The sequence below is a fragment of the Natrarchaeobius versutus genome (assembly GCF_041205745.1).
In the GTDB taxonomy this organism is placed as follows: Archaea; Halobacteriota; Halobacteria; order Halobacteriales; family Natrialbaceae; genus Natrarchaeobius; species Natrarchaeobius versutus.
This window is the reverse complement of the sequence record NZ_JBGFCC010000011.1, coordinates 181,286-206,739: the sequence shown is the minus strand read 5'-3', so window position 1 is coordinate 206,739 and position 25,454 is coordinate 181,286. Positions and strand designations below refer to the sequence as shown.

The window sequence follows — 25,454 nt, the reverse complement described above, 5'->3', positions numbered from 1 at the left end:
AAACACCCCTACACGAAGGTTCTCCGGTGGGCGACGCCCGACCTTCGCGCCGGGGTCGACTCCGGCGAGCCGCCGGTACGAAAGATCGACATTCCGGACCCGAAGAACCCGCCATCGGGCTGTCGGTTCCACACCCGGTGTCCGGAGGCCCGAGACGCCTGCCGGCGTGAGGATCCCGAAGCGTACGACGTCGGATCCGATCACGAAGTCTCCTGCTTTCGCGAACTCGACGAGCACGGGTACTGGACGAGTTCTCCCCTCGCGGACGTAGAATCGGCGGGTGACACATCCCTGTAGCGGACGCCGTGAATTCGGAGATTACACTCCCTTTGAGGGTGTTTGACCCTGTGATCGGTGTCTGGAGCAGTATTACTCCCTTCTCGAGCATCGACTGTTTCAACGGAACGCTCTCGAGAGCACTGTCTCTATAGCACACGTTGAAAATCATTGCACAGCCGACAGGTCGAGCACTGATCTGTTGTGAGTCGTCCTTCCGCCTAAACACCCCATCCAATTTGTGAGGAATGTCTACGAACGGTGCTCATCGGCGTTCGGTGTTTATATACCCACGATGGCAAGAGGTCGTATGCGGATAACAGATGTGAGTGCGTTTCCGGTAAACGTACCGCTCAAACCGATAGACGAGGGAGGTATCGCTCCCTATCGGACGAATCATGGAATGCTGTACGACATGGACCGGATCTTGGTTCGAGTCGAGACCGACGCCGGGATCGAGGGGTGGGGAGAAGTGCGCGTCTTCCTCTCGCCGGAAGCGACCGTTTCAGTCATCGAAGACGGAGTCGGCCCGCTCGTCACCGGCCAGTCACCCTTCGAAATTGAGAAGCTCCGACGACAGGTTTTCATCGAGTACACTAACGCCAACATGTTCTTTGCACCCGTTGAAACGGCCTGTTGGGACATTATCGGGAAAGAACTCGGGCGCCCGGTTTCCGAGCTATTAGGCGGGTGGACGACTCCCCATCAGACGAACAGACAAAATCGAGAGCAATCCAAAGACGGTCGCCAGTCAAACTCGGTCGAGTTCGCGTACTGTCTCGGAATATTTTCTCCCGAAGAATCTAGAAGGCATGCCGAATCTGCCCTAAAAGAGGGATACGGCGTATTGAAGACAAAAGCTGGTCGAGATTGGAAAGAAGACGTCGAGCGCATCCGGGCCATGCACGACGCCGTCGACGGCGAACTCGAGTTTCGAATAGATCCGAACCAGGGCTGGACCGTCGAAGATGCCGTTCGCGTCGGGGCAAAACTCGAGGACAGCGGGATCTATCTCCAGTACATGGAACAACCGATCCGAGTTGACTCCCACGGCTCGTTGCGCCAGCTTCGAACCCGGACGAGACAACCGATCGCGGCAAACGAAGACACCTACATTCCACGCAACCTTCGAACGATGATCGGCGAAGATGCGATCGACGTCGGTGTGGTGGACATCACTCCCGCTGGCGGCATCTCGGGGGTACGCCAACTCGCAAACATCGCGGAGGACGGCGGAATCTCGCTCGCCCACCACTGTGCCTTTGATCTCGGAATTCGCACGGCAGCTATTCTACACACAGCCTCCGGATTGCCTGGGATTAATCTCGCGAGTGATACGGCCTATTACGGATGGGAGACTGACGTCATCACCGATCCGTTTACGATCGACAGCGGGACGATTTCGGTTCCGACTGAGCCAGGTCTCGGAATCACGGTCGACATGGATACGGTCGACGACTACTGCATTTTGTAGAACCGTCCCCAACCGTATGGTGACCGACGTTCCCTCTCGACCGTCATCTGACGGTCGAAATCATCCGGTTGCGGTCGGTTTCGCTCATAAATGGCGACTTGATACACCACGATAATACCGTAGCCATTGGACGGTACCACACCCCGATCGCCGGACGGATCGGTGATCGTGAGCCGAGACTTCGTCTTCCTGTTACCGGGGAGACATCACACGTGACACGAAATACGAGCCAGACTGGTTCCAAACCGTGATTTCGAGGACGGTGAATAGTTGTCTCGAGCCTCCAAACGTGTGTATTCATTCCAGATCGTACCGTGACAACGGTCGACGGCGGGTAATTCGAGTACTGCAAGTTACTCGTGAACGGTCACCCACATCGAATGTCAGTACAGTCGAATACCGCCAACAGGTGTCAAGTTCTTCCCCCACAAACGACAGTGGGTATGACTATAGTATATCGCTAACGATAATTGTAAACTTCAATTCTAAATGTGATCTGCTGAATAAATGGTTTCGGCCGCTGACCGCCACGTTGTCGACGGTCGAGATAAGCACAGACGTATCCGATCGATCGGAAAATATAACAAAAATATATACTGCAAGCCAATATGATTATTTTGGTCAAAAGTCGAACTGACAGTCGTACCGACGAACGGACAAATTCTACATCCCATCGACGGAACGTCAGTCCGACTCGAGTGGGGGCCACCTCCTCGGGGCGTTCCCGTTCGATTCGACGATCTGGAGCGACGGAGAAACCACGTAACGACCGCGTTGGCCGAGCACAGACGGATCGCGTCGAATTCGACTACTGTGACCTGCCCCGTTTCGCAACTGAAGTAAGCTGAATAATATATGTTCCCGTATCTACCCACCAGATTATATTATAATCTCCTGTATGACGTTGTGCTGTTGACCATCCTCGAGGAATCGGTCTCGACCGACCGACACTGACGAGCGGTCGAACGACGAACGAGCGTCCGTCGCCGATCGTGGGCCCCCACGAGAGTTTCGGACGGACAGGTCGCCCGTCCGGACTACAATTCCTGTGGAGGGCAACCTGCAGGGTAACCGGCCGATCACGGGTGAGTCGGGTTGCTGTACGTCAGTTCCGGCGCAACCGCCGTCCGGGTCACGGTTGCGCCGGCGAATCAGTACAGCAAACCGTATGAGACGACTCCGGCGGGAGAAATCCGAAAGCTGACGTTCGGGGCCGGCAATCGAACGATAGTGAACGGAGCGGCCCCAGGGGAAGAGACCGACGAGAACCTCGCGAGTGGACACTCCGGCCGAATTCTGCTCGCGGTCACCCTCGGGACGCTCTGTGGCCAACTCGGCTATCTCGTTCTTCCACCGTTGCTTCCGGAGATCGTCGCGACGCTCTCGATTTCGGAGACGCAGGCAGGGATCGGGCTGAGCGTGCTCGCCTTACTAACGGCGGCGTTCCGGTATCCGGGGGGTCGGATCGCCGACGATCTCTCGCGGAACACTGCAATCGTCCTCGGGGTCCTCGCGCTGATCGTCGGTTACAGTTTCCTCGCGACGTCGACGAGGTACACGACGTTCTTACTCGGCGTGTCGTTCGTCGGAATCGGGCTCGGCGTGTACGTTCCCGCGGGGTTCGCACAGCTATCGGACGTCTTCGATCGAAAGCGCGGCCGTGCGTTCGGACTGAACGACGCGGCCGTCAGCTTAGCCGGCGTATTCGCGTCCGGTTTCGCAGCCGTCGCAGTCGCGATTGCAACCTGGCGGTACGCGTTCGCGCCGATCCTGATCGGCCTCGTGTCGGTCGTCGTGCTGTACGATTACTGGAGTAAGGGAACATACGTCCTCGAGAGACCGTCACTCGAGGTTCGTCCGACGCTACGACGGATCGCTGGGACGCCGGGTCTTCGATCCATGATCTTGCTCGCCGGACTGTTCATGTTCGTCTGGAACGGAACGATCAGCTTCCTGCCAATCGTTCTCGAGACCGTACAGGGGCTCTCCCGCGCTGAGAGCACCGTCGCCTACGCGGGCGTGTTCGCCGTCGGGGTTCTGGCCACGCCGTTTTCGGGCTACTGCGGCGACCGCGCCGGAGCGTTTCCAGTCGTCGTCGCCGCGATCATGAGCACCATCGCGGGTCTCGCGACGCTCCTGCTCGCCGCGTCGACCGCTGGGGTCGTTATCGGAGTGGTGTTGCTCGCCGCGGGACTGACCGGCTTCTGGCCCCCGATGTCGTCCGCGCTCGTCGCGGCGTTCCCCGACGAGAACACGGGCGGAGACTACGGCATCGTTGGGACGGTCTACATGGCGTTTGGAAGCCTCGGGCCCACCTACGTCGGAGTCGTGAGCGGACGATCGGGATACACTGTGGCCTACGGCGGCTTCCTCTTCGTCCTCGGTGCGTGTGCAATCGTCGCCTCGTGGCTCGCGTTACGGCGGTAACGGGAGCGCTTCCGCGGGAGACCCGCCGGTCACGCGCCGCATCTCGATCGCGTTACTCGAGTCGATCGACGTCGTAGAGGGTCCGCTGGAAGGTTTGATCGAGTCCACACGTCAATCCGCCGTCGACCACGAGTTCGGTTCCGCTCACGAAGCGAGCGAGGTCACTCGATAAGTAAATCACGGCGTTTGCGACGTCCTCGGGTGTCCCAAACGCTTCTAACGGGTACTGATCGAGGAGTTGTTCGCGGAAATCCTCGTCCCAGTCCGCGTCGCGTTGTTCGCGTCGGGAGTCGGTGATGATCGTCCCCGGACAGACGGCGTTCGAACGGACGCCGTAGCGGCCGTACTGGGTCGCGACGAGGCGCGAGAAGGCGTGGAGCCCGTTCTTCGCCGCCGAGTACGCGGGGAGGCCGATGCCGGTGAGCGCGTTCGCCGAAGAGACGAACACGATGGAACCGCCGCCGGATTCGACCATCGCGGGCAACACCTCGTGCGTGCAGGTGTAGGGTCCGGTCAGATTCAGGTCGATTATCCGCTCCCAGGTGTCGTGATTTACGGCGTGGGCGACGTCGTCGTCGAGCGACCCGCCGGCGTTGTTGACGAGCACGTCGATCGATCCGAACGCCTCGAGCGTCTCGTCGACCGTCGAGCGGACGGACGCCGTCTCCGTCACGTCCGTCTCCGCGAACAGGGCAGTTTCGCCCGCGGCCTCGATCCGATCGACGGTTTCGGACGCGTTCTCCGTGTCGACGTCCGCGACGACGACCGCCGCTCCCTCCGCGGCGAGCGTCGTCGCGATCTCCCGTCCGATCCCCTTCGCTCCACCGGTGACGATAGCTGTCTGTCCCTCGAGTACCCGATCGTCCATATACTGTTATGCGTTGCCGTAGCGCCACCAAGTAGGTTTCCCTGTCGGAGCGCCACGTCGATAGGCCATTCTGCCTGAACGCGGCGTCGATAGGGTTCCCTGTCTAAGCGCAACGTCGAATAGCTTATGGGGGTTCTCGGCGAGGTCGTGATATGCTCGGCTTCGACGATAGCGATCGGTCCGTATCGTGGGCGAAAACCCCGGCGAACGAAATTCGCGAGATCGGTTCCCAGGACGGCTCCGTGCTGGTCGTTCCCGTCGGGAGCGTCGAACAACACGGGTACCACCTTCCCGTCGGAACCGACACGATGCTCGCGACGGCCGTATCCGGGGCGAGCGCCGAGGCCGTCGCCGACGATCTTCCGGTGCTCGTGACGCCGCCGATCTGGTGTGGCTACTCCCCACATCACCGATCGCTCGGCGGGACGCTCACGGCCGCGTTCGATCAGCTTCTCGCCCACACGCAAAGCATCGTGGAAGCCGGCCTCGCGAACGGGTTCGACGCGGTCGTCCTCGTAAACGGCCACGGCGGAAACCGGGCGCTCGTCGGCGCCGTCGTCAGCGAGGTCGGCTACGCGAATCCGGACCACCAGGTCCTCGGGTTCACCTACTTCGACCTCGCGGCCGACCTCGTCGAAGAGGTTCGCGAGAGCGACCTCGGCGGCATGGCCCACGGCGGGGAGTTCGAGACGTCGCTCGTCCTCCACCTCGATCCCGCGCTCGTCGACCAGGACGCGATGGACGCCGAGCCGTTCGACGAGCCGTACGACCTCGGAGACGAGGACCTCGTCAAGCCGGGGCCGCTCGGAGTATACCGGCCGTTCGAGGCGTACTCCGAATCGGGAGCGATCGGCGCCCCCGAACGCGCATCCGAGGAGAAAGGGGAGGTGCTCTTCGAGTTCCTGACCGACGAGATTGCTGATCTCTTCGAAGAGATCCACGCCCAAAATCGGTAACCTCGACCCCAACCCGCGGACTACCCGCTACCGACCGACGGCAGAGACGAACAGTTCCTCGACCAACCGGAGGTCTCTGGCGTCGACCACCGCGTCGACGGTCTCGTAGACGCCGTCGTCGATTCGGTCGTCCGGATCGAACAGCACCGACGTCCCTGCGACCGCGAACGCCTCCTCGTCCGTATGCGAGTCGCCGACGTAGAAGACGTCCGCCGTGGTGATTCCGCGGTCGCGACAGATCCGCTCGAGAACGTCGTCTTTCTCGTTCGGGCCCACCCCGGCGTCGACGCCGGTGATCGTTCCCACGTCGTCGAAGCGGATCTCGTTGCCCCGGATGAACGCAGGGTCGAACGTGGCCAGTACGGCCTGGAGGTTGGTCACACCCGCGCTGACCGTACCGAACGGGACGCCCGCGTCGGCGATCGTCTCGAGCAACGATTCTGCGCCTCGAGTGAGCTTGACGGCCGATGCGGCACGGTCGATGTGGGTTTTCCCGACGCCGCGAGCGTCCAACAGAGCGGCGTTCTCGTCACACCACTGGGCGAACGTCAGTTCGTCCTCGCGGTATCGCTCCGTCAATAGCTTTCCCCCCTCGCGCGTGCCGAACAGTTCTTGGAGGAGGAGCCAGCCGCCGCGCTGATCCACGAGCGTTCCGTCGAAGTCGAACACCGCAAGTTCCGGCCGCGGGTTCGTCCCCCACGTCGACGCCTCGGGGAACGAGACGTCTGCGGAGTCGACGATCGGTCGGTCCGTCATGGCAAGCTCACCTTGCCCATCACGACCGGTTCGTCCGCCCCCGTCGCGCCGGGGACGTTGTTCGGTCGACCGTCCAGTCGAGCGACGCCCATGAGCGCGAACAGCGCGGCTTCCTTCGCGTCGGGGTCGAATCCGAGCGCCGACAGGCGATCGACGTCACACGCCACGCGCTCCGAGAGCATGGACATCAGCGTGGGGTTGTACGCCCCGCCGCCCGAGACGAACACCTCGTCGGGGTACGGGTCCGCAAAACGCTCGTAGGCGTCGGCGATCGTTTCGGCCGTAAACGCCGTCGCCGTCGCGACGAGATCCGCATCCTCGAGTCCGCGTTCACGGCCTGCGTCGATGAACCGTCGGGCGTAGCCGTGGCCGAAGTCCTCCCGACCCGTCGTCTTCGGCGGCGACTCGGCGAAGTAGGGATCGTCCACGAACCGCTCGATCAGGGATTCGTCAGGCGTTCCCCGCGCCGCCATCTCGCCATCGACGTCGTAGGTCCGTTCGCCGTCCGTGAGGATCTCGACGACGGCGTCGATGACCATGTTTCCGGGACCGGTATCGAACGCGCGGACGTCGTCCCGTCCGGGCAATGGCGGGAGAAGCGTACAGTTTCCGATACCGCCGACGTTCTGCAACGAACGATGGTGTTCCCCGTCGCTGAACGCCGTCGCGTCGAGATACGGCGCCAACGGCGCACCGTGGCCGCCGGCCGCGACGTCGGCCGTCCGAAAGTCGGACACCGTCGTCACGCCCGTCTCGCGAGCGATCACGCTCCCGTCTGCGATCTGAAGCGTCGATCGCTGTGGGCGGGCGACGCCGGGAACTGCCTCCGGAGAGCCGATATGCCAGATCGTCTGCCCGTGGCTTCCGACGACGTCGACGTCATCGGGGTCGACGCCCGCCTCGTCCATCGACCGCGTCGCGACGTCGGCGAGGAGGTATCCGAGGGCAACGTTCAGCCGGCAGGCCTCGTCGACGGTCCCCGTCTCCTCGTCACAGAGTTCGACGATCCTCGCCCTGAGATCGTCCGGATACTCCTCGGAGACGAACGACTCGACGGCGACCTCGTAGGGGTACTCCTCGTTCGTCCCCCGCTCCGTCACCGAACAGCAGGCGGCGTCGATACCGTCGAGGGAGGTCCCCGACATGATGCCGACGGCGTATCGCGTCTCGCCGCCGTCCGTTCTGACCGGCGGCCGGCCAGGCGACGTCTCCGGCGCCACGTTCGCCTCGTGATCTTCGTTCGATCGATTCCTCCGTGATGTTGACTGCGTTGGATTACTGGTCATAAAGCGTTTTTCTGAACACGTATTCGTCGATACCGGGCTGTACGTACCCCTCGAGTCGGCCGACCCGATCGTAGTCCCGAGAGCGGTAGAACGCCTGTGCCGCCTCGTTGAACGCCGAGACGAGGAGAAATAGGTCGTCGCTCGCCGTCTCCCTCGAGACGAACTGTTCGGCGTCGTCCAACAACGCGGAGCCGACTCCCTGGCCCTGTGCGCGCTCTGACACACCGATCAGCTTGAGGTAGCCCGACCGATCGAACGCGCCGTTCGGAACGGTCCACGCAAAGCCCGCCACGTCGGCGTCGAGGGTCGCGACGGCGAGCAGGTCGTCGTCTCCGATCTCCGCCTCCTCGAGTCGGTAGGTATCGTCGTAGGCCGTCCACGGCGACGTCGTCAATAAGATGGCGTTGATCCCCTCGAGGTCGCCAGTTTCGTACGGTCGAATCTCGACAGTCATTGGCCATCAGCGCTCGGTTCGGTCGCGGCGGCGACGTCGTGGATGCGCTCGCGAAACTGCGTCAGGGATCCGTCCGGATCCATCGTGAGGACGTGATTCGTAAGCAAGACGAGAAACCGGTCGGCCCGCGGGTCCATCCACATCGAGGTGCCGGTGAACCCGGTGTGGCCGAAAGCCTCCGACGACCAGGCGGTTCCGGGCACGTCGGCGGTCCCGAGTTTCCAGCCGAGTCCCCGTCGCGTCTCAATCGCGTCGATCGCGTCGGTTCGGAGCCGATCGACCATCCCCGCCGAGAGGTAGCGATCGCCCTCGTGGACCCCCCGGTTCAACAGCATCCGTGCGACGGTCGCCAGATCGCGCCCCGTCGAGAAGACGCCCGCGTTCCCCGATTCGCCGTCCATCGCACGGGCGAGGTAGTCGTGTGGCTCACCCGTGAGAACCCGCTCTTCCCAACGACGATCACGCGTCGCCGCGACGTTCTCCGTCGAAATCGGCCCGAGAGCGGTATCTTCGAGACCGAGCGGTTCCGTGACGTGGCTCTCGAGGAGCGTCTCGAGGCGCTCGCCGGTCACACGACGCAGGGCCTCGGCGAGGAAGACGAAGTTCAGGTCGCTGTAGACGAACCACTCGTCCGGATCGGCGAGCATCGAGAGCGGACTGTCGAACAGCGACTCGAGGACCGCCGACTTCGACTCCCAGCCGAACGGGAACGCCTTGTACGGTGGGAGACCGGACGTGTGCGTCAGCAGGGAACGAAGCGGAATCGCCCCTCGAGGCGTGCCCTCGAGTTCGTCGACGTGTGACCCCAGCGTCGAAGAGAGCGCCAGCGTTCCCGCCTCGACGAGGCGCAACGCGATCGTCGTCGTCGCGACGACCTTCGTCAACGACGCGACGTCGAAAGACGTCCCCGGCGTGACCGGATCGCCGGCGCGGTTTCGATTTCCGACGGCGAGTTGTGTCTCCACGCCGTCACTCGAGCCCGCGAGCAAGACCGCCCCGTCGAACAGTCCCCGATCGAGACCGGTCTCGAGGCGGGTTCGGAGCGCGGTCGCCTGAGAGGAGCCCACCTCAGTCATCGGACCCCTCCCGAAGAGCGTCGAGGCGTTCTGGCGCCGCGTCCGTCGGTTCGCCGATCGTGCCGGCCCGCGTATCGGGATCGGTGAAGTGACACAGGTACTGGTGATCGGACGCCGCCGTGGCGGGTTCGGGCTGGACCGCCGCACACGCTTCCTCCGCGAGCGGACACCTGGTGTGGAACCGACAGCCGGAGGGCGTGTCGATCGGATCCGGCGGCTGGCCCTCGAGTCGGATCTTCTCGGCGTCGCGGTCACCGATCTCCGGGACAGCCGAGAGAAGCGACTGGGTGTATGGATGCCGGGGCTCCTCGAAAACCGTCTCGGTCGGCGCCACCTCGACCAGTTCGCCGAGGTACATGACGCCAACGCGGTCGGTGATGTAGCGGATGGTCCGCAGATCGTGGGAGATGAATACGAGCGTCAGGTCGTACTCCTCTTGGATCTCGGTGATGAGTTCGAGGATCTGGGCCTGAACGGTGACGTCGAGTGCGCTCGTCGGCTCGTCCGCAACGATGAACGACGGGTTGACGCTGATCGCCCGTGCGATCTCCACGCGTTGTTTCTGGCCGCCGGAGAGTTCGTGGGGATACCGATGGCGCATCCCGGGATCGAGCCCGACGCGGTCGAGAAGCGAGCGGATCTCCGCCGCCCGTTCCGTCTCGTCGAGGTCGCGATGGAGCTCGAGCGGTCGCCGGAGGATGTCCCCGATTCGTTTGCGCGGGTTCAGCGACGACGACGGATCCTGGTGGATAAACTGGATCTCCGAGCGGAAGGGGCGCAACTCGCGATCCGACAGGTCAGTCAGCTCGGTCCCGCGGTAGGTGATCGATCCGCCCGTCGGTTCCTCTAGCCGGAGCAACGTTCGTGCGAGCGTCGACTTGCCACAGCCGCTCTCGCCGACGAGGCCGAACGTCTCCCGCTCGTCGAGCGTCAGCGAGACGCCGTCGACCGCCCTGACGTGTCGGGTAGCGCCGACGAGCGAGGCGAGCAACCCCTCGTTCACCGGGAAGTACTTCTCGAGGTCACGAACCTCGAGGATCGGTTCCGTACCGCCGCCGGATTCGATCGTCGACTCCTGTCGATCGTTCGCGTTCATGGCTCACCCCCGTCCGTCTTCGGACCGTCTCGATCCGCGTGCTGTCGATCCTCGTCAGCCGTCGACCGACGCGGTGCCAGGCCGTCGCCGCTCCCGTAAAGTACGCAGTGGACGTCGTGTCCCGTCTGCGCGTTTCGTCGTGGAGACGGGACGTCGTCGCTCCCTCCCTCCCGGACGGGGAGTGGTTCGTCCGCCTCGGTTACCGGATACTGTGGCGGGAACCGGGCGTCACAGCAGGCCGTCGCCGACGGACACCGCGGACCGAACGGACAGCCGGGCGGTTTGTCGGTCGGGTCTGGAACCTGCCCCGCGAGCGGATCGAGCGTCTCGCCGCCCTCGAGACTCGGGATGCTGTCGAGGAGCGCCTTCGTGTAGGGGTGTTTCGGGTGGTCGAACAGTTCGTCGGTCGGCGCCTGCTCGACGACTCGACCGGCGTACATTACGGCGACCCGGTCGCAGATTTCGTTGACGACACCCATATCGTGGGTGATGAACAACACCGCCGTATCGAACTCGGCTTGGACCTCGTCGATCAGGTCCAGAATCTGTGCCTCGATGGTCACGTCGAGCGCCGTCGTCGGCTCGTCGGCGATCAGCAGGTCGGGCCGACAGCTGATCGCCATCGCGATCATCGCACGCTGTTTCATGCCGCCGGAGTACTCGTGGGGGTACTCGAGTGCACGCTTTTCCGGGGCGGGAATACCCACGCGCTCGAACAACTCGACCGTCTTCTCCCACGACCGCTCGTACTTCGTCGGCTGGGACTTCGATCGGAGCAGATTGCCGATCACGGACGTCTCGAGTCGGCTGATTCCCTCGTTGGGGATCGACCGGTGGGTCCGGATCGTCTCGGAGATCTGGTCGCCGACCGTGAGGACGGGGTTGAGCGACGAACCGGTCTCCTGGAAGATCATCGAGATCCTGTCCCCGCGGATTTCGCGGAGTTCGTCGTCGGTTTTCGTGAGCATCTGCTGGTCGTCGAACTCGACGGAGCCGTCGATTCTGGCCGAGTCCTCGAGTAGTCCCAGAATGGTCGAGGCAGTGACCGACTTGCCGCTTCCGCTTTCGCCGACGAGACCGACCGTCTCTCCGGGTTCGATCGACAGCGAGACGTCCGTTACCGCTTCGACGGGGCCCTCCTGAGATGGAAAGGTCACCGAGAGGTCGCTGATGTCGAGTAACCGCTGTGACGGTTCCGGTTGATTTCGATCCGTCTCGATTCTCGCCGTCTCGACGTTTCGATCGTGGGTCATCGGGTCGCCTCCATTTCTTCTTCCTGGTGGGGATCGAGGGCGTCGCGAAGCGCATCGCCCACGAAGTTGAGGTTCAACACGGTGAACATGATCGCGAGACCTGGGGCTATCGTCCACCACGGTGCGTGTGTCATGAACTGGCGACTATCCGCCAGCATGCGCCCCCACGACGGTTCCGGTGGGGGAACGCCGAGTCCGAGAAACGAGAGGGCGCTCTCGAGTAAGATGGCGACGGCCATGCTGATCGTCCCCTGGACGATGATCGGCGCCGTGACGTTCGGGAGGATCTCCGATCCGATGATGCGGAAATCGGACTCCCCAATCGATCGGGCGGCCTGAACGAACTCCTCGTCTTTGACCGAGAGGACGCTCCCACGGGTAATCCGGGCAAAGATCGGCCAGTAGACCACCCCGACAGCGATGATCACGTTGTACCAGTTCTGGCCCATGATTGCGACCATCGCGAGTGCGAGCAACAGTGCCGGAAACGAGAAGATCGTGTCCGCAAAGCGCATGATCCCCTCACCCAGCACGCCTTCGTAGTAGCCCGCGATCGCACCGAGGGTGACGCCGATTCCGGCCGCGACGGCGACCCCGACGAACGCGACGACGAGCGAGGTTCGCGCGCCGAGTGCCACCCGCGCGAGGATGTCTCGACCGTAGCGATCGGTGCCGAACGGATGGACGAACGACGGCGCCTGATTCATCTGATCCAGGTTGGTCGCCGTCGGGTCGTGGGGAAGGACGAACGGGCCGAACACCGCGATAAAAATCGTGATTCCGAGCCCGATCGTCCCCACGAGTGCGAGCCGATCGTTGCGGACGGTTCGTACGAACACCGAAAGAAACGACTGCCGGTCCGATGTCTCGGCCGGTTCGCTGTCGACGTCGGCGGTTGTCTGTGTCTCACTCATAGCGAATCCTCGGATCGAGATAGGTGTACAGGATGTCGACGACGAAGTTGACCGTCGTAAACAGGAACGCCGTAACCAACAAGACACCCTGTAAGATCAGGAAGTCCCGGTTCAGGACGCCGTTCAGGGCGAGCCGTCCGAACCCCGGGAGCGCGAATATCTCCTCGATGACGATCGAACCACCGAGCAGGTAGCCCAGGTTGATGCCGATGATCGTCACCGTGGGGATGAGCGCGTTCATGATCGAGTGTTTGTTCTGTATCAACGCGGGGACGAGCCCCTTCGAGCGCGCGACCTCGACGTACTGTTGGTCCATCACCTCGAGCAGGCTCGAACGCATGTACCGCATCACGATCGCCGCCTGTGCCGTTCCCAGCGCGATCCAGGGAAGGATCAGGTGTCGGATTCCCTGGATGGGATCTGCAAGCGGCGAGACGAATCCGGACGCGGGGAGGATCCGGAGGTACTCGGCGAACACCAGGATCAAGAGGATCCCGAGGAAGAAATTCGGGATCGCGATCCCGGAGTACGCGGCGACGGTCGCACCGGAGTCGAACTTCGTGTTCCGGCGAGTCGCGGAGATGATGCCGGCCGGAATGCCGATGAAGATCGACACGAGGAGGGCGCCACCGGCCAGCCAGAACGTCACCGGAAGCGTCTGGACGATGAGATCGCTCACCGGCTGTCCGTACATGATCGACGTGCCGAGGTCGCCGGTCAGGACGTCACCCAGCCAGTCGAAGTACCTGACGTACAACGGCTGGTCGAGGCCGAGGTCCTCACGGACCATCTGGACCTGTTCCTCGGACGCTTCCGTCCCGAGCATCGTCCGGACGGGATCGCCCCCGGCGACGTTGATCAGCAAAAATGCGATCAACGTCACGCCGAACATGACGGGAACGTACTGAGCGATTCTCTTGACGACGTAGCGTTTCATTTGCGAGAGATCAGTCGTCGATGGTGACGTCGTGGAAGCTCGTAAGGTTCGCGATTTCGAGTTCGTATCCCGTTACTTCAGTGCGGTAGCCGACGGATTCGTCGTCGAAGTAGAGGTACGTCATGGGCACCTCTTCCTGGACGATCGATTCGATCTCGCCGTAGATATCCGCGCGAGCGTCGGGATCGGTTTCCGAACGACCCTCCTCGAGGAGTTCGTCGACCCGGTCGTTTTCGTACGCCCAGTGGTTCCAGGCACCCTCGGAGTGATACTGTCTGTAGTACCAGCCGTCGGGGTCGACGCGGCCGCTCCAGGAACCGATCGCCATCTCGTAGTCGTTGTCCACCCAGACCTCGTCGAGCCAGGTCGAGAAGTCGAGTTCGACGACCTCGACGTCGAATCCGAGCTCCGAAAGGTGTCCCTGGATCAGCGTCGCCGCGTCCGCACCGGGTCCGGGGGTCCGGGAGACCTTGATCGACGTTTCGACCGACTCCGGATCGACCCCCGCCTCGTCGAGCAACTCGAGTGCGTAGTCGATATCCTGGGATGGAACAGGGCCGGGATCGATCGTGTTCTCCCACTCGCTGGCGGGTGGGATCGGGTAATGTACCGGTTCACCGTGGCCAAAGAGGACTCCCTGAATGATCGCATCTCGGTCGATCGCGTGGCTCACGGCGCGTCGAACGCGTGCGTCGTCGAACGGCGCTTCGTCGGCGTTGAACCAGTAGCCCTGGTTGAAGAGGCCGGTCTGAGTCGCGACTTCCGTTTCACTGCTCTCGGAGACGTCGTCGATGTCCTGAAACGGAACGCTCTCGAGAACGTGCGTATCCCCCACGTCGAGTGCGGTGAGTCGAGCCGCCGGCTCGGGGACGATATCGAACTCGACGCGCTGGAGGTTGGGAACGCCGTCGACGTGATAGTCGTCGAAGGCCTCGATCTCCACGCCCTGATTGACCGTCCAGTCGACGAACGAGAACGGACCCGTTCCGACCGGGTGCTCCTGGAGGTCGACCTCGTCGGCGGCGCCCTCGGGGATGATCTCGACGGACTCCGCGAACGCAGTGAGCATCGGCGCGAAGGGCTCCTCGAGGTCGAATCGGACCGTATACTCGTCGACTTCCTCGACGGATTCGACTCGCGTGAAGTTTTCAGCACGCGGCGAACCGACGTCGGGATCCATCACTCGTTCGAACGTGTACACGACGTCGGCGGCCGTCATCTCGCCGCCGATCGGTTCGTGGAACTGGACACCCTCTTTCAGCGAGATCGTATACTCCGTCTCGTCGTCGCTGATCTCGTAGTCCGTCGCGAGGAGTGGCTCCGGCTCGAGGTCGGCGTTGAGCCGGAACAGCCCCTCGGCGACGTTCTCGAGTACCCGCTGGGCCATGTTGATCGTCGTCAGGTGCGGATCGAAGTTCTCGGGATCGTCGGGAAACGTGACGTGAAGAACCTGTCCGTTGCCCGCCCCGTTGCCGTTCCCGTTCCCACCAATTCCTTCCTGTGGCTCCGTGTCGCCATCACTACACCCTGCGAGTGCGGTTCCGAGCGCGACTCCGGAAGCGGCACGCAGAGCGTTACGTCTAGAGATGCCGACGTCATTGCTATCGCCTTGCATACTTCGAGTAGCGAACTATCTTGGATCATTATAAAACTACCGAGAAGCGGGATCGGGTAGCGGTACCGAAACCTCGGCGAGAGCAACCTATTCGTAGAGCAGGTACTCGGCAGTCTCCTCGTGGAATCGGTCGGCCTCACGCTCCCACTCGTCGACGATTCGGTCGATTGCAACCCGCAGATTGGCGCCGTTTCGAACGTCCCGCGTGGCCGTCCGGAGTTCGGTCCCACCCGTGAGGTCGTCGATCGGGTAGCCGCCGTTGGCTCGCACCCAGGCGCACTCGGAATACTCGTAGAATGCGGTGAGTACCATCGTGACCCCGACTCTAACCGGGTCGAAGGCCTCGCGGTCCAGAACGTGTACCTGTACGCCCTCCACGTCCGAGCGCTCGTGTTTCGAGAACATGGGGGTGAAATAGGCGGGCCTGAACTTCACGCCCGGCGGGTCGACGTCGTTCAACATCGCCGCGAACGCGGTCGCGTCGATCCAGGGGGCACCGACCAGTTCGAATGGATTCGTGGTCCCGCGACCCTCCGACAGCGTCGTCGCCTCGAACAGACACGTCCCGGGATAGACGAGTGCAGTTACCAGAGACGGCATGTTCGGCGAGGGCGGAACCCAGGTCAACTCGAGGTCGTCGAACCACCGGTCGCGTGACCAGTCATCCATCTCGACGATGGTGAGATCCGCGTCCACCGACATCTCGCTCGTGAAGTACCGCCCGAGTTCGCCGACCGTCATGCCGTGGACGATCGGAAGGGCAGTCCCGCCGGGCTGTGATGCGAGCGTCCCCCCGGAACCAAGCGGCGCGATAGGGTTCGGTCGATCGAGCACCGTCACCGGCGTCTCCGCCCTCGCCGCTTGCGAGAGGACCCGCCCGAGCGCTCGAGCGAACGTCGAGAACCGGGTTCCGACCTCCTGGATGTCGTAGATCAGCCGGTCGAGTTGTGCGATCTGCTCGACGGTCGTGCCGTTCGGGCCGCCGTTTCGGCCGTTTCCTTGCGAGGTCAGATCGTACACCGGAAGGCCCGTTTTCTCGTCGACGTGTTCAGTGATCTCGTCCTGTGAGTGTTCGTTGCCACGGATGCCGTGAGTGGGGCCGAACAGCGCCTCGATATCGACGGAATCGCTCGCGTTCAGCAGATCGATCGTCGACTCGAGATCGGCCGTGACGCCGGAGGGATTGGTGACGAGTCCGACCGTCGGCTCCCCGCCGCCCCGGCCCGCATCGAGGAACGCTTCGATCCCTAGTGTAACCATTCTACTAAATCAGTCGACGAGCCTCGTAAATAAACGCTTCTACTGTCACGGTTCGACCCTCCCGAGCCAGTCGACGTGTTCGTCGGTCATCAACGAGTGGTTGTAGACGTGGAGCCCCGCGGGCTCTTCCTCGAGCACCGCGTCGACCGCCCGCCGCCACCCGGATTCCTCGGGCCAGACGCCGGGGTCGACCGTGATCCCCGCCTCGGTCGGCAACCCCGTCCGCTCCCGGATCCGCCGTACCCGTCCGGCAGTGACCGACGCGTCGTCCGAGTAATACAGCGCCGTCACCGCATCGAGGTGCGAAGCGAGTTCCTCGAGGTGAACGCCGGCCCAGCGTCCGTCGTCGACGCCCCGTCCCAGCCCGTCCGCGACGTAGTAGTTGAGCGTCGCATCACCGCTGTTGGCGGCGAGCCTCGAGACGAGTTCCGTGATCGTCTCCCGCCTGAACGCGAGCAGGTCGGTAAGACGCGGGTGTTCGTCCGCGAGGTCCGCGAGGGTCGGTCCGTGAGCGGCCTGGACGCTGTTTAACGACTTCGAGAGGAGGTCACGAACCAGTTTCGCGGCCGACTCGAGATCGAAGTCCGCCCGCTCCCGACAGCCCTCACAGAAACACTGCGAGAGCAACGCCCGACTCGGGTCGTCGCTCGCGGCGAAGTTCTTCAGGTGGCCGAAGGACTCACCGTGGGGGTGAAGCGCCGTCGGATAGCCGATCGACTCGAGGTCGATGCGACTCACCCCGCGGTCGGCGAGCGCCCGCACGAGCGCCGAGAGGTAGGTCTGTACGGCCGGATGGCTGGGGCAGAGCCCGTGTTCGTGGATCGTTCCGAAGGGGCCGACGGGGCGATACTCGGGATATTCGCTTGCCAACCGGGAACTGTGTAAGCAGACGGTCCAAGCGGAGACGTCGAGTCCCGCGGCGTTCGCGGCGTCGATCACGTCGCCGAGCGGATCGGACACCCCCGACCGCTCACACACAGGCGGGTCGATCGGGGACTCCGAAAAGTGTGCGTCGTCCGGTCGGAAGAAGCACCCGCCGGACGAATCGGTAAAGGGGTTCGATTCCGAGCGCGGATTGAGCGTCCTGATCGAGTGATAGTGAGCCGCGACGTTGAGTCGGTCGACGCCCGCCGCCGTTAGCTCCTGGCACGTGTCCGCCAGTCCGTTCTCCCGAAGCGCCCACGGGTACGCCCAGACGGCCTTCATGTGAAATCTCCGTTCGCGTCGGTTCCGCCGTTCGCGTCGGTTCGCATCCCAACCGTCGTGTTCCCGCCGTTCATGCGTCGAGACGGTACCGTTCGACCTGCGATTCGTCGACAGTGATCCCCAACCCGGGGTCGGTGGGGACCGGATACGCTCCATCTCGAACGTCGAAGGGGTCCTCGATCACGTAATCCTCCCAGCCGTAGTAGACGGAGTCGGGCGCCAGATCGATTGCGGCGGTGGAGCCCACGAGGTGTAACATCGCCGCAGTCTTTATCCCGAGATCGAATCCGCAGTGGTGGGACACCGATACGCCGGCCGCTTCGGCTTGCGCGGCCTGTCCGCGCGCCGCTGAGAGACCGCCGGCCGGCACGAGGTCGATGACGGCAGCGTCGATCGCGTCCGCCGCGAGCAGTTGCCGGAGATTGCCGTTGAAGTAGGTATCCTCGTTGACGCCGATCGGCGTCCGCGTCCGAGAGCGAAGCGCCGCGTAACTCCCGAACGTCTCCGTTCTGAGGGGCTGTTCGATGTACTCGAGGAAGATGCCGCGGTTTTCCAGCCTGGTGAGCGCGCGGACGGCCTCGGTCATCGTCCACCCCTGATTCGGATCGAGGCGGAACTCGAGTTCGCCGTCGACGGCGTCGTACATCGCCGCCAGTCGCTCGACGTCGACGCTCCAGTCCGGCCCCGCCTTCGTCTTCAACGCGGTAAAACCCGCGTCGGCGGCGTCTCGAGCGTGTGTCGCCGACTCCTCGGGGGACAAGATCCCAAGACAGAACGCGACGTCGACCTCGTCGGTGACGCGTCCTCCGAGGAGCTCCGAGATCGGCGCACCGATTTTCTTCCCGAGGGCGTCCCACACGGCGGTGTCGACCGCACCAAGGAACGGGTCGATCCGAACGTAGGGATAGTAAAACTCCTCGAGGACCGCGTGTGCGCTTTCGACCGGTTCGCCGATCAGTTCCGGCGCGATGACCTCTTCGATGACGGTTTTCGTGACGGTGGCCGATTTGAGCGCGACGAGCATCTCTCCCCAGCCGACGGTGCCGTCGTCGGTCTCCAGACGGACGAGCACGCGATCGACGGATTCGACGCGGTCGTGATTGCTGACGTACGGTGCCAAGCCGAGGTCCTCCTCGAGCGGGGCGACACCCATCCGTACGGGGATCGCCTCAAGGGTAGTGATCGTCATGTACCCCATGCTCGTGGCGTCCTATATCAATCATTTTGTCGGGAAGTCGACGTTCGCTCGAGGACTACGCCGGAGCCGTTTCAACAGTACTGAAAGAACGATCAGGAGTGAGCGATACGGAGATCAATGATGTTCGCGGTGTTTTTTACCTGCTGGATCGCCGCGTCGACGTCGTCGATGCTCCCGCTGGCGCCGGCGATACCGATCGAGGCGACGACTTTTCCGCTCTCGTTTTTGATCGCCGTTCCGATACTCGTGACGCCCGGGAGTCGGCCGCCGACGTCGACAGCGATCCCTCGTTCTCGGATCTCGGCGAGCGTGTCGTGTAGTTCGGCCGGATCGGAGACGGTCGCGTCGGTCCGTTCGGGAAGGCCGAATCGCTCGACGATCTCGTCGATCTTCTCGTCGGAAAGATACGCCATGTACGCCTGCCCGACCCCGGAGGTGTGCAACGGGAGGCGGTTTCCCGGCCGAAGGTCGACCGGTACCGCCCCGTCGTCTCGCGAGACGTAGAGGACGACTCCGACGCCGTTTTCCTCGGTGAGCAGAAAGCCGGTCTGTCCGGTCTCCGAAGCGAGCTGGTCCAGCTCGTCCTGGGCCGGCAGATACGCTTCGCGGGTGCGACGGGCGTACTCGCCGAAATCCAGGAACCGGAGCCCGACGTGGTACTGATGGCCCTGTTTGACGACGTAGCCCCGTTCCCGAAGGGTCGCGAGGTGGTTGTGGACCGTACTGTTGGGCAATTCGACGGCATCGGCGATCTCGGTGAGTCGCGCCCCATTCAGCTGTCGTAACGTTTCGACGATATCCAGGGACCGGGCCGTCGTTTTGACGGCGTTTTCTTCGTTTTGGGGCATGGTTCTGGGTACCGGTAGTCTATACCGAATCTTAATAACTGTTCCCATGGAATGTCGGTCGAACGGTGACTCGATTTCAGCATGGCTGAAATTGTGTTCGGAAAATTACAGTCGTACAACCGTAATCAATTTCGGTCGTCTCGACGCGCTACCCGTTCCTCGGAAGAATCGTTCGAACATGGACAATACTCGAGAAAACGAACGCTGGTCGATTTGGCCCCACGATTGGCCCCGAGCGGATGGTCACGGCGTATAGACGGTGCAGGTGGTCCTGAAATCAACGATCGACGGCGGGATAAACTCGAAGCAGGGACCCGATCGAAGAAATTATGAGCACACGGTGCTCTCGTTTCGTCCGATGCGAGAAATCGAAACCGACGACGCGCCAGCGAGCATCGGCCCGTTCTCACAGGCAATCGTCGACGACGGACGGATTTTCGTCTCGGGCCAGGGTCCCGTCGACCCCGACACCGACGAAATCGTTTCGACGGGCATTCGAGACCAAACGCGTCGAACGCTCGAAAACATCGATGCGGTCCTCGAGGCGGGGGGAAGTTCCCTCGACGACGTACTGAAGGCCACGGTGTTCGTCACGGATATGTCCGATTACGACGCGGTCAACGAGGTCTATCGGGAGTTCGTCAGCGAGCCCTACCCCGCCCGAAGCGCCGTTCAGGTCGTCGAGTTGCCGATCGACATCGGGGTCGAGATAGAAGTGATCGCGAAAGCGTAACGTTCGACTCACCGACGCGGTGGCTGATTCGCCCGCTCGCCTACGAAAATATCTTGGTCTACGACAGTAGCCACTACACGTCGTTGTACACCTACTCACCGGGACGGAAGCGCGGTTCGAGTGACGCGAGAGTCGCGACGGCGAGCGGGGGAAGGACGGTCCGTGAGCTGTACGGTCTGTGTGTCGATCGGTGCAGTCGTTGCGACACCGCTCGCGAGTTCGAGGAAGCGATCAACCCGTTCTGCCGACGACACTCGAGCGGGTGAGACGACCTCGGTTCCGACGGCGTACACCGTCCGACGGCCGTCGGGTCGCGGCCGAGCGGGCGACGACGTTCACCGACGTCGATCGGAGTACGTTCGTGCGGACAGGCCGAGTTCCCGAGACGCCACTCGACGGCCACCGGGAGACGGGTTCGAAATGGTATGAAAAGAGTAAGGTACGGAAACTAGCCAATCTATCTGTATTTATTTGTGGGGAAGGTGTCTGGTCGGTCTCGACTGGGGCCGATTCCGTCCCAATCGGAGGCCTCGGACATCGGGAACCTTGTCGTGGAGAGTTCGGTTATCCGGTCGACACTGCCGGCGAAAGCGAGACGCTCTCTGATCGTTTTTTCGAAACGAACCGAAAGACCTCCCACAGACACCCCAAATTGGCCGCTTCGAGGGTTACTGTCGGTATCCGGTGTCCCGAGTCCGACCGAGACGGGACCGATTCGACTCGAGTCGTGATTCACTCCGTTCGGAGAATTCCCACAACAGCCGAAATCGGATCGGAGATCGGCTTCGTGCTTCAGTTGTGGCCAGTGCAGATCATAACAGAGATAACACGTATTATTCATTACCAGTATATGGAAGTGGTATTTGGTCAGCCAATGATGGTAGAATCACGGGTCAGAACTCGCAGACGATACGAACGAGAAACTCGAGCCGATAGCCGGAGACAACTAAGAGAGTTAGCGGCTCGGACACCGTCCGAGTCGTCGATTCTCGACTCGGGAGAAAAATGTCAGCTGTCGGGAGTCCTCTGCGAGAACACGTCAGGAGCAGTCGTTAGCTCTCCATCAGAAACGTTGATATATGTGGAGAACAGCCACATATATATGCGCTATTATCAGCTACGCGTCGATGGAGACACCCATCTCGTTGCAAAGCGAGACGGGTCCCACGTCGACCTCTCGACCGCTAACTCGCGGCTACGGACGTTCGACGACCTACTGTACGCCGCAGACGTCGCCGATACCGAGATCGACACGATCGCAAAGCGCCTGCTCGAGGAGGCGAAATCGATTCCGTCCGAGCGCCTCGACGGAGAGGCGTTGCTGGAACCGGTAACGCCCCAGGAGGTCTGGGCCGCGGGCGTCACCTATCGGATCAGCGAGGAGGCTCGAGAGGCAGAGAGTTCGAAACCGGAAATCTATCTTCGAGTGTACGACAGCGATCGGCCGGAGCTGTTCTTCAAAGCGACGCCCGAACGCGTCGTCGGGCCGAACGATCGAGTCGGAATCCGGGCCGACTCGGACTGGGACGTTCCCGAACCCGAACTCGGCGTCGTCCTCTCGGGCGAAGAGATCGTCGGCTACACGATCGGCAACGACATGAGTAGCCGGGCGATCGAAGGCGAGAACCCGCTGTATCTCCCGCAGTCGAAGGTGTACGACCGAAGCTGTGCTATCGGCCCGGCGGTTCGGTCGGCCACGTCGATCGACGATCCCGCCAATCTCGAGATGTGGATGCGCATCGAACGAGACGGAGACGTGCTGTACGACGAATCGACGAACACAAGTCAGATGGTTCGATCCATCGACGAGCTGGTCGACTGGTACGTCAGACACAACGCGGTCCCCGACGTCTCCGTACTGTTGACCGGGACGTCCCTGGTCCCCGACGACGAGTTTACCCTCGAGCCGGCGGATCAGATCGAAATCGGCATCGAGGGGATCGGAACGCTCTCGAATACGGTCACCGAGGTGTAGCACGGCCGAATCCCGCCGGCGAACCGACTCCGTTTGTAACTGATCTCCGACCGACCCGCGAAAGCGAGCGCTCGAGCCGTCGTCGGAGATCGATCGAGATGCCATCCGTAAGGGCTATGGGCTCAGTTTCCGAATTCGGACCATGGCAGAGTTTCTAGGGTACCGCCGGGCCGACGGCTCGATCGGCGTTCGGAATCACGTCGCCGTGATTCCGACGTCCGTGACGGCCAGTTCAATCGCGAGCGAGATCGCCTCGAACGCGGGAGAGCCGGTTCGTGCGACCCCACACCAGATGGGATCGGACCAGCCGGATCCCGCTCGAGTACAGACCGAACGCGTCCTCGCGGGCGTCGGACGAAATCCGAACGTCGGCGCGGCCCTGGTCGTCGAACTCGGCACCGAGACGATCGACGGGGAAGCGCTGGCAGACCGGATCGCAGACGCCGGAAAGCCGGTCGAGACGGTCTCGATCTACGATGCCGGCGGAACGAAGGCGGCCGTAGACGAGGGGGCGTCGATCGTCCGCACGCTCGCCGACGACATCGGCGACGCGACGCGGGAGTCAGCAGACGCGAGCGAACTAACCTTGGGCGTCGAGTGCGGCGGCAGCGACGCGACCAGCGGCATCGCGGCGAACCCGGCCGTCGGAAACGCCTGCGATCGACTCGTCGAAGCGGGCGGCACCGCGACCTTCAGCGAGACGCCGGAGTTCATCGGCGCGGAACACATCCTCTCCGACCGCTGTGTCGACGAGGACGTCCGCGAACGACTCTTAGCGCACGTCGAGTTGCGCGAGAACATGGCCCACCTGATGGGCGTCGACCTGCGGGGCGCACAGCCCTCCCCGGGCAACCAGGACGGCGGGCTGACGACGATCGAGGAGAAGAGCCTCGGCGCGATCTCGAAGGGCGGAACGACGCCGGTCCGTGACATCGTCGAGTACGGCGAGGAGCTCCCGACCGGCGGCGGCCTCGTGTTGATGGATACGCCCGGCTACGACGTCGAGAGCGTCGTCGGGAAGGTCGCCGGCGGCGCACAGATCGTCACGTTCACCACCGGCCGCGGGAGCACGACGGGGAACCCGATCGCCCCCGTCGTCAAGGTGACGGGCAACCCGAAGACGTGGAAGCGCCTCTCGAACAACATCGACTTCGATGCGAGTACGGTCATCTCGGGCGAGTCGCTTCCGGACGTCGGCGAACGGCTGTTCGAGCACTTACTCGAGGTCGCGGGCGGACGGCTGACCGAAGCCGAACATCGCCGCCTCGAGGAGTTCGCGATCAACGAGATCCAGCCGCGCGAACTGACGGGCCTGCGAGGTGAACCATGAAAGGCGAGGTGATCGACGACCGCGCGCTCGTCATGGCCGAGGGCGATACGGTCGCGACGGCGATCGAGGACCTCGAGGCGGGCGTCGAACTGCGCGTCGACGGCGGCGTGATCGAGCTCGGCGAGGACGTCGAGTTCGGCCACAAGATCGCCATCACGGCGATGGACCGCGGCGACCGCGTTCGCAAGTACGGCGAGGTGATCGGCGCGGCGACCCGGGAAATCGAGGCCGGCGAGTGGGTCCACACCCACAACTGTGAGAGCATGCGCGGGCGCGGCGACGTCGGCGCAGGCGAGGACGAGCGCGTCGAAACGGATGGGGCCGCCGATGCCACCACGGAGGGTGATTCCGAATGACACCGAGTGCCGACGCCGAGCACCGAACCGACTCGGATCGAACGTTCGAGGCGTTCGAGACGCGTGACGGGGGAATCGGCGTCCGAAATCGCCTGCTCGTCTTGCCGTCGGTCATCTGCTCGCACATCGTCGCCGATCGGATCGCGGACGAACTGCCGGGAGCCGTCAGCGCGCCCCACGACCACGGCTGTGGCCAGCTCGGCTCGGACACCGACCAGTCCAGACGAACCTTCCTGGGCATCGGAACGAACCCGAACGTGATGGGCGTCGTCGTCGTCGGACTCGGCTGTGAGACCATCCAGAGCGACGAACTCGCCGCCCAGCTTTCGGACCTCGAGGTTCCCGTACGCGAACTCTCGATCCAGTCGTCTGGTGGTTCCGAACAGACCGTCGACCGCGGCATCGAGGCCGGGAGGGAGTTGCTCTCCGATCGCGCGGATCGGCAAACCGACGGGACGCTCGGAGACCTGACGGTCGGAATCGTCAGTAGCGACGTCCGAGATTCGACCGTCGACGCCGCGGACCCACTCGTCGGCGAGTTCGCAGAACGCGTCGTCGACGCCGGCGGGCGCGTCGTCGTCGCCGGCACCGAACGACTGCTCCCCCACACCGACGATCTCCGGGAACTGGCGGCGGACGACGCGGCGCGGTCGAGCGTCGACCGCGTGTTCGACGAGCGACGGCAAGAGCCGCCGCGAACGCCCGGATTGCAACGTCGCGCCGCCGAGCGATCCGCGGAGGAACTGACCCGGTCGTGGAACGGACTCCCGATCAGGGACGTCCTCCCCTACGGCGAGCGCGCGAGTCACGATTCCGGCGTCGCGCTCGTCGACGCACCCGCCCAGTTCGCGGAAGCGGCGACCGCACTCGCCGGCGCGGGCGCCCACGTCGTCCTCCACGCGACGGCCGACGGCATTCCGGTCGGCCACCCGATCGTTCCGGTCGTCAAGCTCACCGGCGAGGAGTCCACGTACCGAACCCTCGAGTCGGATATCGACGTCGACGCGACGCGAGCCGACGTGGACGACCTCGAGGAGACCGTCCGGGACGTCCTCGGCGGTCAGCCGAGCTGTGCGGAACGCCACGGGCTCACGGAGTTCGCGGTGACGCGCGTCGGCCCCTCGATGTAGCGGGCGGCAGTCGATTTTTGACGGTGATTC

Annotated in this window: 23 protein-coding genes; 9 read left to right on the top strand and 14 right to left on the bottom strand. The window is 63.1% G+C overall.

Annotated elements, in window-relative coordinates:
• The 3 genes from AB7C87_RS21690 to AB7C87_RS21680 all read left to right on the top strand — a co-directional run.
• Positions 1–297, top strand: a 297-nt coding sequence (locus AB7C87_RS21690) for an oligopeptide/dipeptide ABC transporter ATP-binding protein (RefSeq protein ID WP_369731609.1), incomplete at its 5' end; no start/stop codon positions are given.
• A gap of 289 nt (positions 298–586) precedes the next feature.
• The gene (locus tag AB7C87_RS21685) at positions 587–1,750 is read left to right on the top strand and encodes a mandelate racemase/muconate lactonizing enzyme family protein (RefSeq protein ID WP_369731608.1); all 1,164 of its coding nucleotides are present in this window, start codon (positions 587–589) and stop codon (positions 1,748–1,750) included.
• 1,230 nt (positions 1,751–2,980) lie between these two features.
• On the top strand, positions 2,981–4,177 hold the full coding sequence (locus AB7C87_RS21680) for an MFS transporter (protein ID WP_369731607.1): 1,197 nt from the start codon (positions 2,981–2,983) through the stop codon (positions 4,175–4,177).
• Between the two features lie 52 nt (positions 4,178–4,229).
• Here the strand turns inward: AB7C87_RS21680 and AB7C87_RS21675 are convergent, their stop codons facing one another.
• Positions 4,230–5,045: an SDR family NAD(P)-dependent oxidoreductase gene (locus AB7C87_RS21675; RefSeq protein ID WP_369731606.1), complete on the bottom strand. Its 816-nt coding sequence runs from the start codon at positions 5,043–5,045 to the stop codon at positions 4,230–4,232.
• Positions 5,046–5,197: 152 nt separating this feature from the next.
• Here AB7C87_RS21675 and AB7C87_RS21670 point away from each other — a divergent pair, with 152 nt between their 5' ends.
• Positions 5,198–6,001 (top strand): creatininase family protein, encoded by an 804-nt coding sequence (locus AB7C87_RS21670; protein WP_369731605.1) that lies wholly within the window; start codon positions 5,198–5,200, stop codon positions 5,999–6,001.
• A gap of 27 nt (positions 6,002–6,028) precedes the next feature.
• On the opposite strand, the gene AB7C87_RS21665 is transcribed toward AB7C87_RS21670, so the two are convergent.
• The 13 genes from AB7C87_RS21665 to AB7C87_RS21605 form a co-directional block, all read right to left on the bottom strand.
• Positions 6,029–6,757, bottom strand: coding sequence for an HAD family hydrolase (locus AB7C87_RS21665; protein ID WP_369731604.1), 729 nt, complete (start codon positions 6,755–6,757; stop codon positions 6,029–6,031).
• Entirely contained in the window at positions 6,754–7,977 is a 1,224-nt protein-coding gene (locus tag AB7C87_RS21660) for an anhydro-N-acetylmuramic acid kinase (RefSeq protein WP_369731603.1), read from the bottom strand. The genes AB7C87_RS21665 and AB7C87_RS21660 overlap by 4 nt, the downstream gene beginning before the upstream one ends.
• A 55-nt stretch (positions 7,978–8,032) precedes the next feature.
• Positions 8,033–8,497 (bottom strand): GNAT family N-acetyltransferase, encoded by a 465-nt coding sequence (locus tag AB7C87_RS21655; protein ID WP_369731602.1) that lies wholly within the window; start codon positions 8,495–8,497, stop codon positions 8,033–8,035.
• Positions 8,494–9,573: a serine hydrolase domain-containing protein gene (locus AB7C87_RS21650; protein ID WP_369731601.1), complete on the bottom strand. Its 1,080-nt coding sequence runs from the start codon at positions 9,571–9,573 to the stop codon at positions 8,494–8,496. Before AB7C87_RS21650 ends, AB7C87_RS21655 begins: the two co-directional genes overlap by 4 nt.
• Positions 9,566–10,669 carry an ABC transporter ATP-binding protein gene (locus tag AB7C87_RS21645; RefSeq protein ID WP_369731600.1) on the bottom strand — a complete coding sequence of 368 codons (1,104 nt, stop codon included), beginning with the start codon at positions 10,667–10,669 and terminating at the stop codon, positions 9,566–9,568. The genes AB7C87_RS21650 and AB7C87_RS21645 overlap by 8 nt, the downstream gene beginning before the upstream one ends.
• Positions 10,666–11,922, bottom strand: coding sequence for an ABC transporter ATP-binding protein (locus AB7C87_RS21640; protein ID WP_369731599.1), 1,257 nt, complete (start codon positions 11,920–11,922; stop codon positions 10,666–10,668). The genes AB7C87_RS21645 and AB7C87_RS21640 overlap by 4 nt, the downstream gene beginning before the upstream one ends.
• On the bottom strand, positions 11,919–12,836 hold the full coding sequence (locus AB7C87_RS21635; protein WP_369731598.1) for an ABC transporter permease: 918 nt from the start codon (positions 12,834–12,836) through the stop codon (positions 11,919–11,921). Before AB7C87_RS21635 ends, AB7C87_RS21640 begins: the two co-directional genes overlap by 4 nt.
• On the bottom strand, positions 12,829–13,773 hold the full coding sequence (locus tag AB7C87_RS21630; protein ID WP_369731597.1) for an ABC transporter permease: 945 nt from the start codon (positions 13,771–13,773) through the stop codon (positions 12,829–12,831). Before AB7C87_RS21630 ends, AB7C87_RS21635 begins: the two co-directional genes overlap by 8 nt.
• A 10-nt stretch (positions 13,774–13,783) precedes the next feature.
• Positions 13,784–15,388 (bottom strand): ABC transporter substrate-binding protein, encoded by a 1,605-nt coding sequence (locus tag AB7C87_RS21625; RefSeq protein ID WP_369731596.1) that lies wholly within the window; start codon positions 15,386–15,388, stop codon positions 13,784–13,786.
• An 87-nt stretch (positions 15,389–15,475) separates the two neighbouring features.
• Positions 15,476–16,648, bottom strand: a complete 1,173-nt coding sequence (locus AB7C87_RS21620) for an exo-beta-N-acetylmuramidase NamZ family protein (protein ID WP_369731595.1) — start codon at positions 16,646–16,648, stop codon at positions 15,476–15,478.
• A gap of 45 nt (positions 16,649–16,693) precedes the next feature.
• Entirely contained in the window at positions 16,694–17,854 is a 1,161-nt protein-coding gene (locus AB7C87_RS21615) for a hypothetical protein (protein ID WP_369731594.1), read from the bottom strand.
• 70 nt (positions 17,855–17,924) lie between these two features.
• Positions 17,925–19,043: a mandelate racemase/muconate lactonizing enzyme family protein gene (locus AB7C87_RS21610; protein ID WP_369731593.1), complete on the bottom strand. Its 1,119-nt coding sequence runs from the start codon at positions 19,041–19,043 to the stop codon at positions 17,925–17,927.
• Positions 19,044–19,144: 101 nt separating this feature from the next.
• Positions 19,145–19,900, bottom strand: coding sequence for an IclR family transcriptional regulator (locus tag AB7C87_RS21605; protein ID WP_369731592.1), 756 nt, complete (start codon positions 19,898–19,900; stop codon positions 19,145–19,147).
• 358 nt (positions 19,901–20,258) lie between these two features.
• Here AB7C87_RS21605 and AB7C87_RS21600 point away from each other — a divergent pair, with 358 nt between their 5' ends.
• The 5 genes from AB7C87_RS21600 to AB7C87_RS21580 all read left to right on the top strand — a co-directional run bounded on the left by AB7C87_RS21600 (position 20,259) and on the right by AB7C87_RS21580 (position 25,424).
• On the top strand, positions 20,259–20,633 hold the full coding sequence (locus tag AB7C87_RS21600; RefSeq protein WP_369731591.1) for a Rid family detoxifying hydrolase: 375 nt from the start codon (positions 20,259–20,261) through the stop codon (positions 20,631–20,633).
• Between the two features lie 1,102 nt (positions 20,634–21,735).
• Positions 21,736–22,608, top strand: coding sequence for a fumarylacetoacetate hydrolase family protein (locus AB7C87_RS21595; RefSeq protein ID WP_369731590.1), 873 nt, complete (start codon positions 21,736–21,738; stop codon positions 22,606–22,608).
• 142 nt (positions 22,609–22,750) lie between these two features.
• Entirely contained in the window at positions 22,751–23,938 is a 1,188-nt protein-coding gene (locus AB7C87_RS21590) for a UxaA family hydrolase (protein WP_369731589.1), read from the top strand.
• A complete protein-coding gene (locus AB7C87_RS21585) occupies positions 23,935–24,294 on the top strand; it encodes a UxaA family hydrolase (protein WP_369731588.1) in 360 nt (119 codons plus the stop codon). The genes AB7C87_RS21590 and AB7C87_RS21585 overlap by 4 nt, the downstream gene beginning before the upstream one ends.
• On the top strand, positions 24,291–25,424 hold the full coding sequence (locus tag AB7C87_RS21580; RefSeq protein WP_369731587.1) for a UxaA family hydrolase: 1,134 nt from the start codon (positions 24,291–24,293) through the stop codon (positions 25,422–25,424). Before AB7C87_RS21585 ends, AB7C87_RS21580 begins: the two co-directional genes overlap by 4 nt.
• The last annotated feature ends 30 nt before the right edge of the window (positions 25,425–25,454 follow it).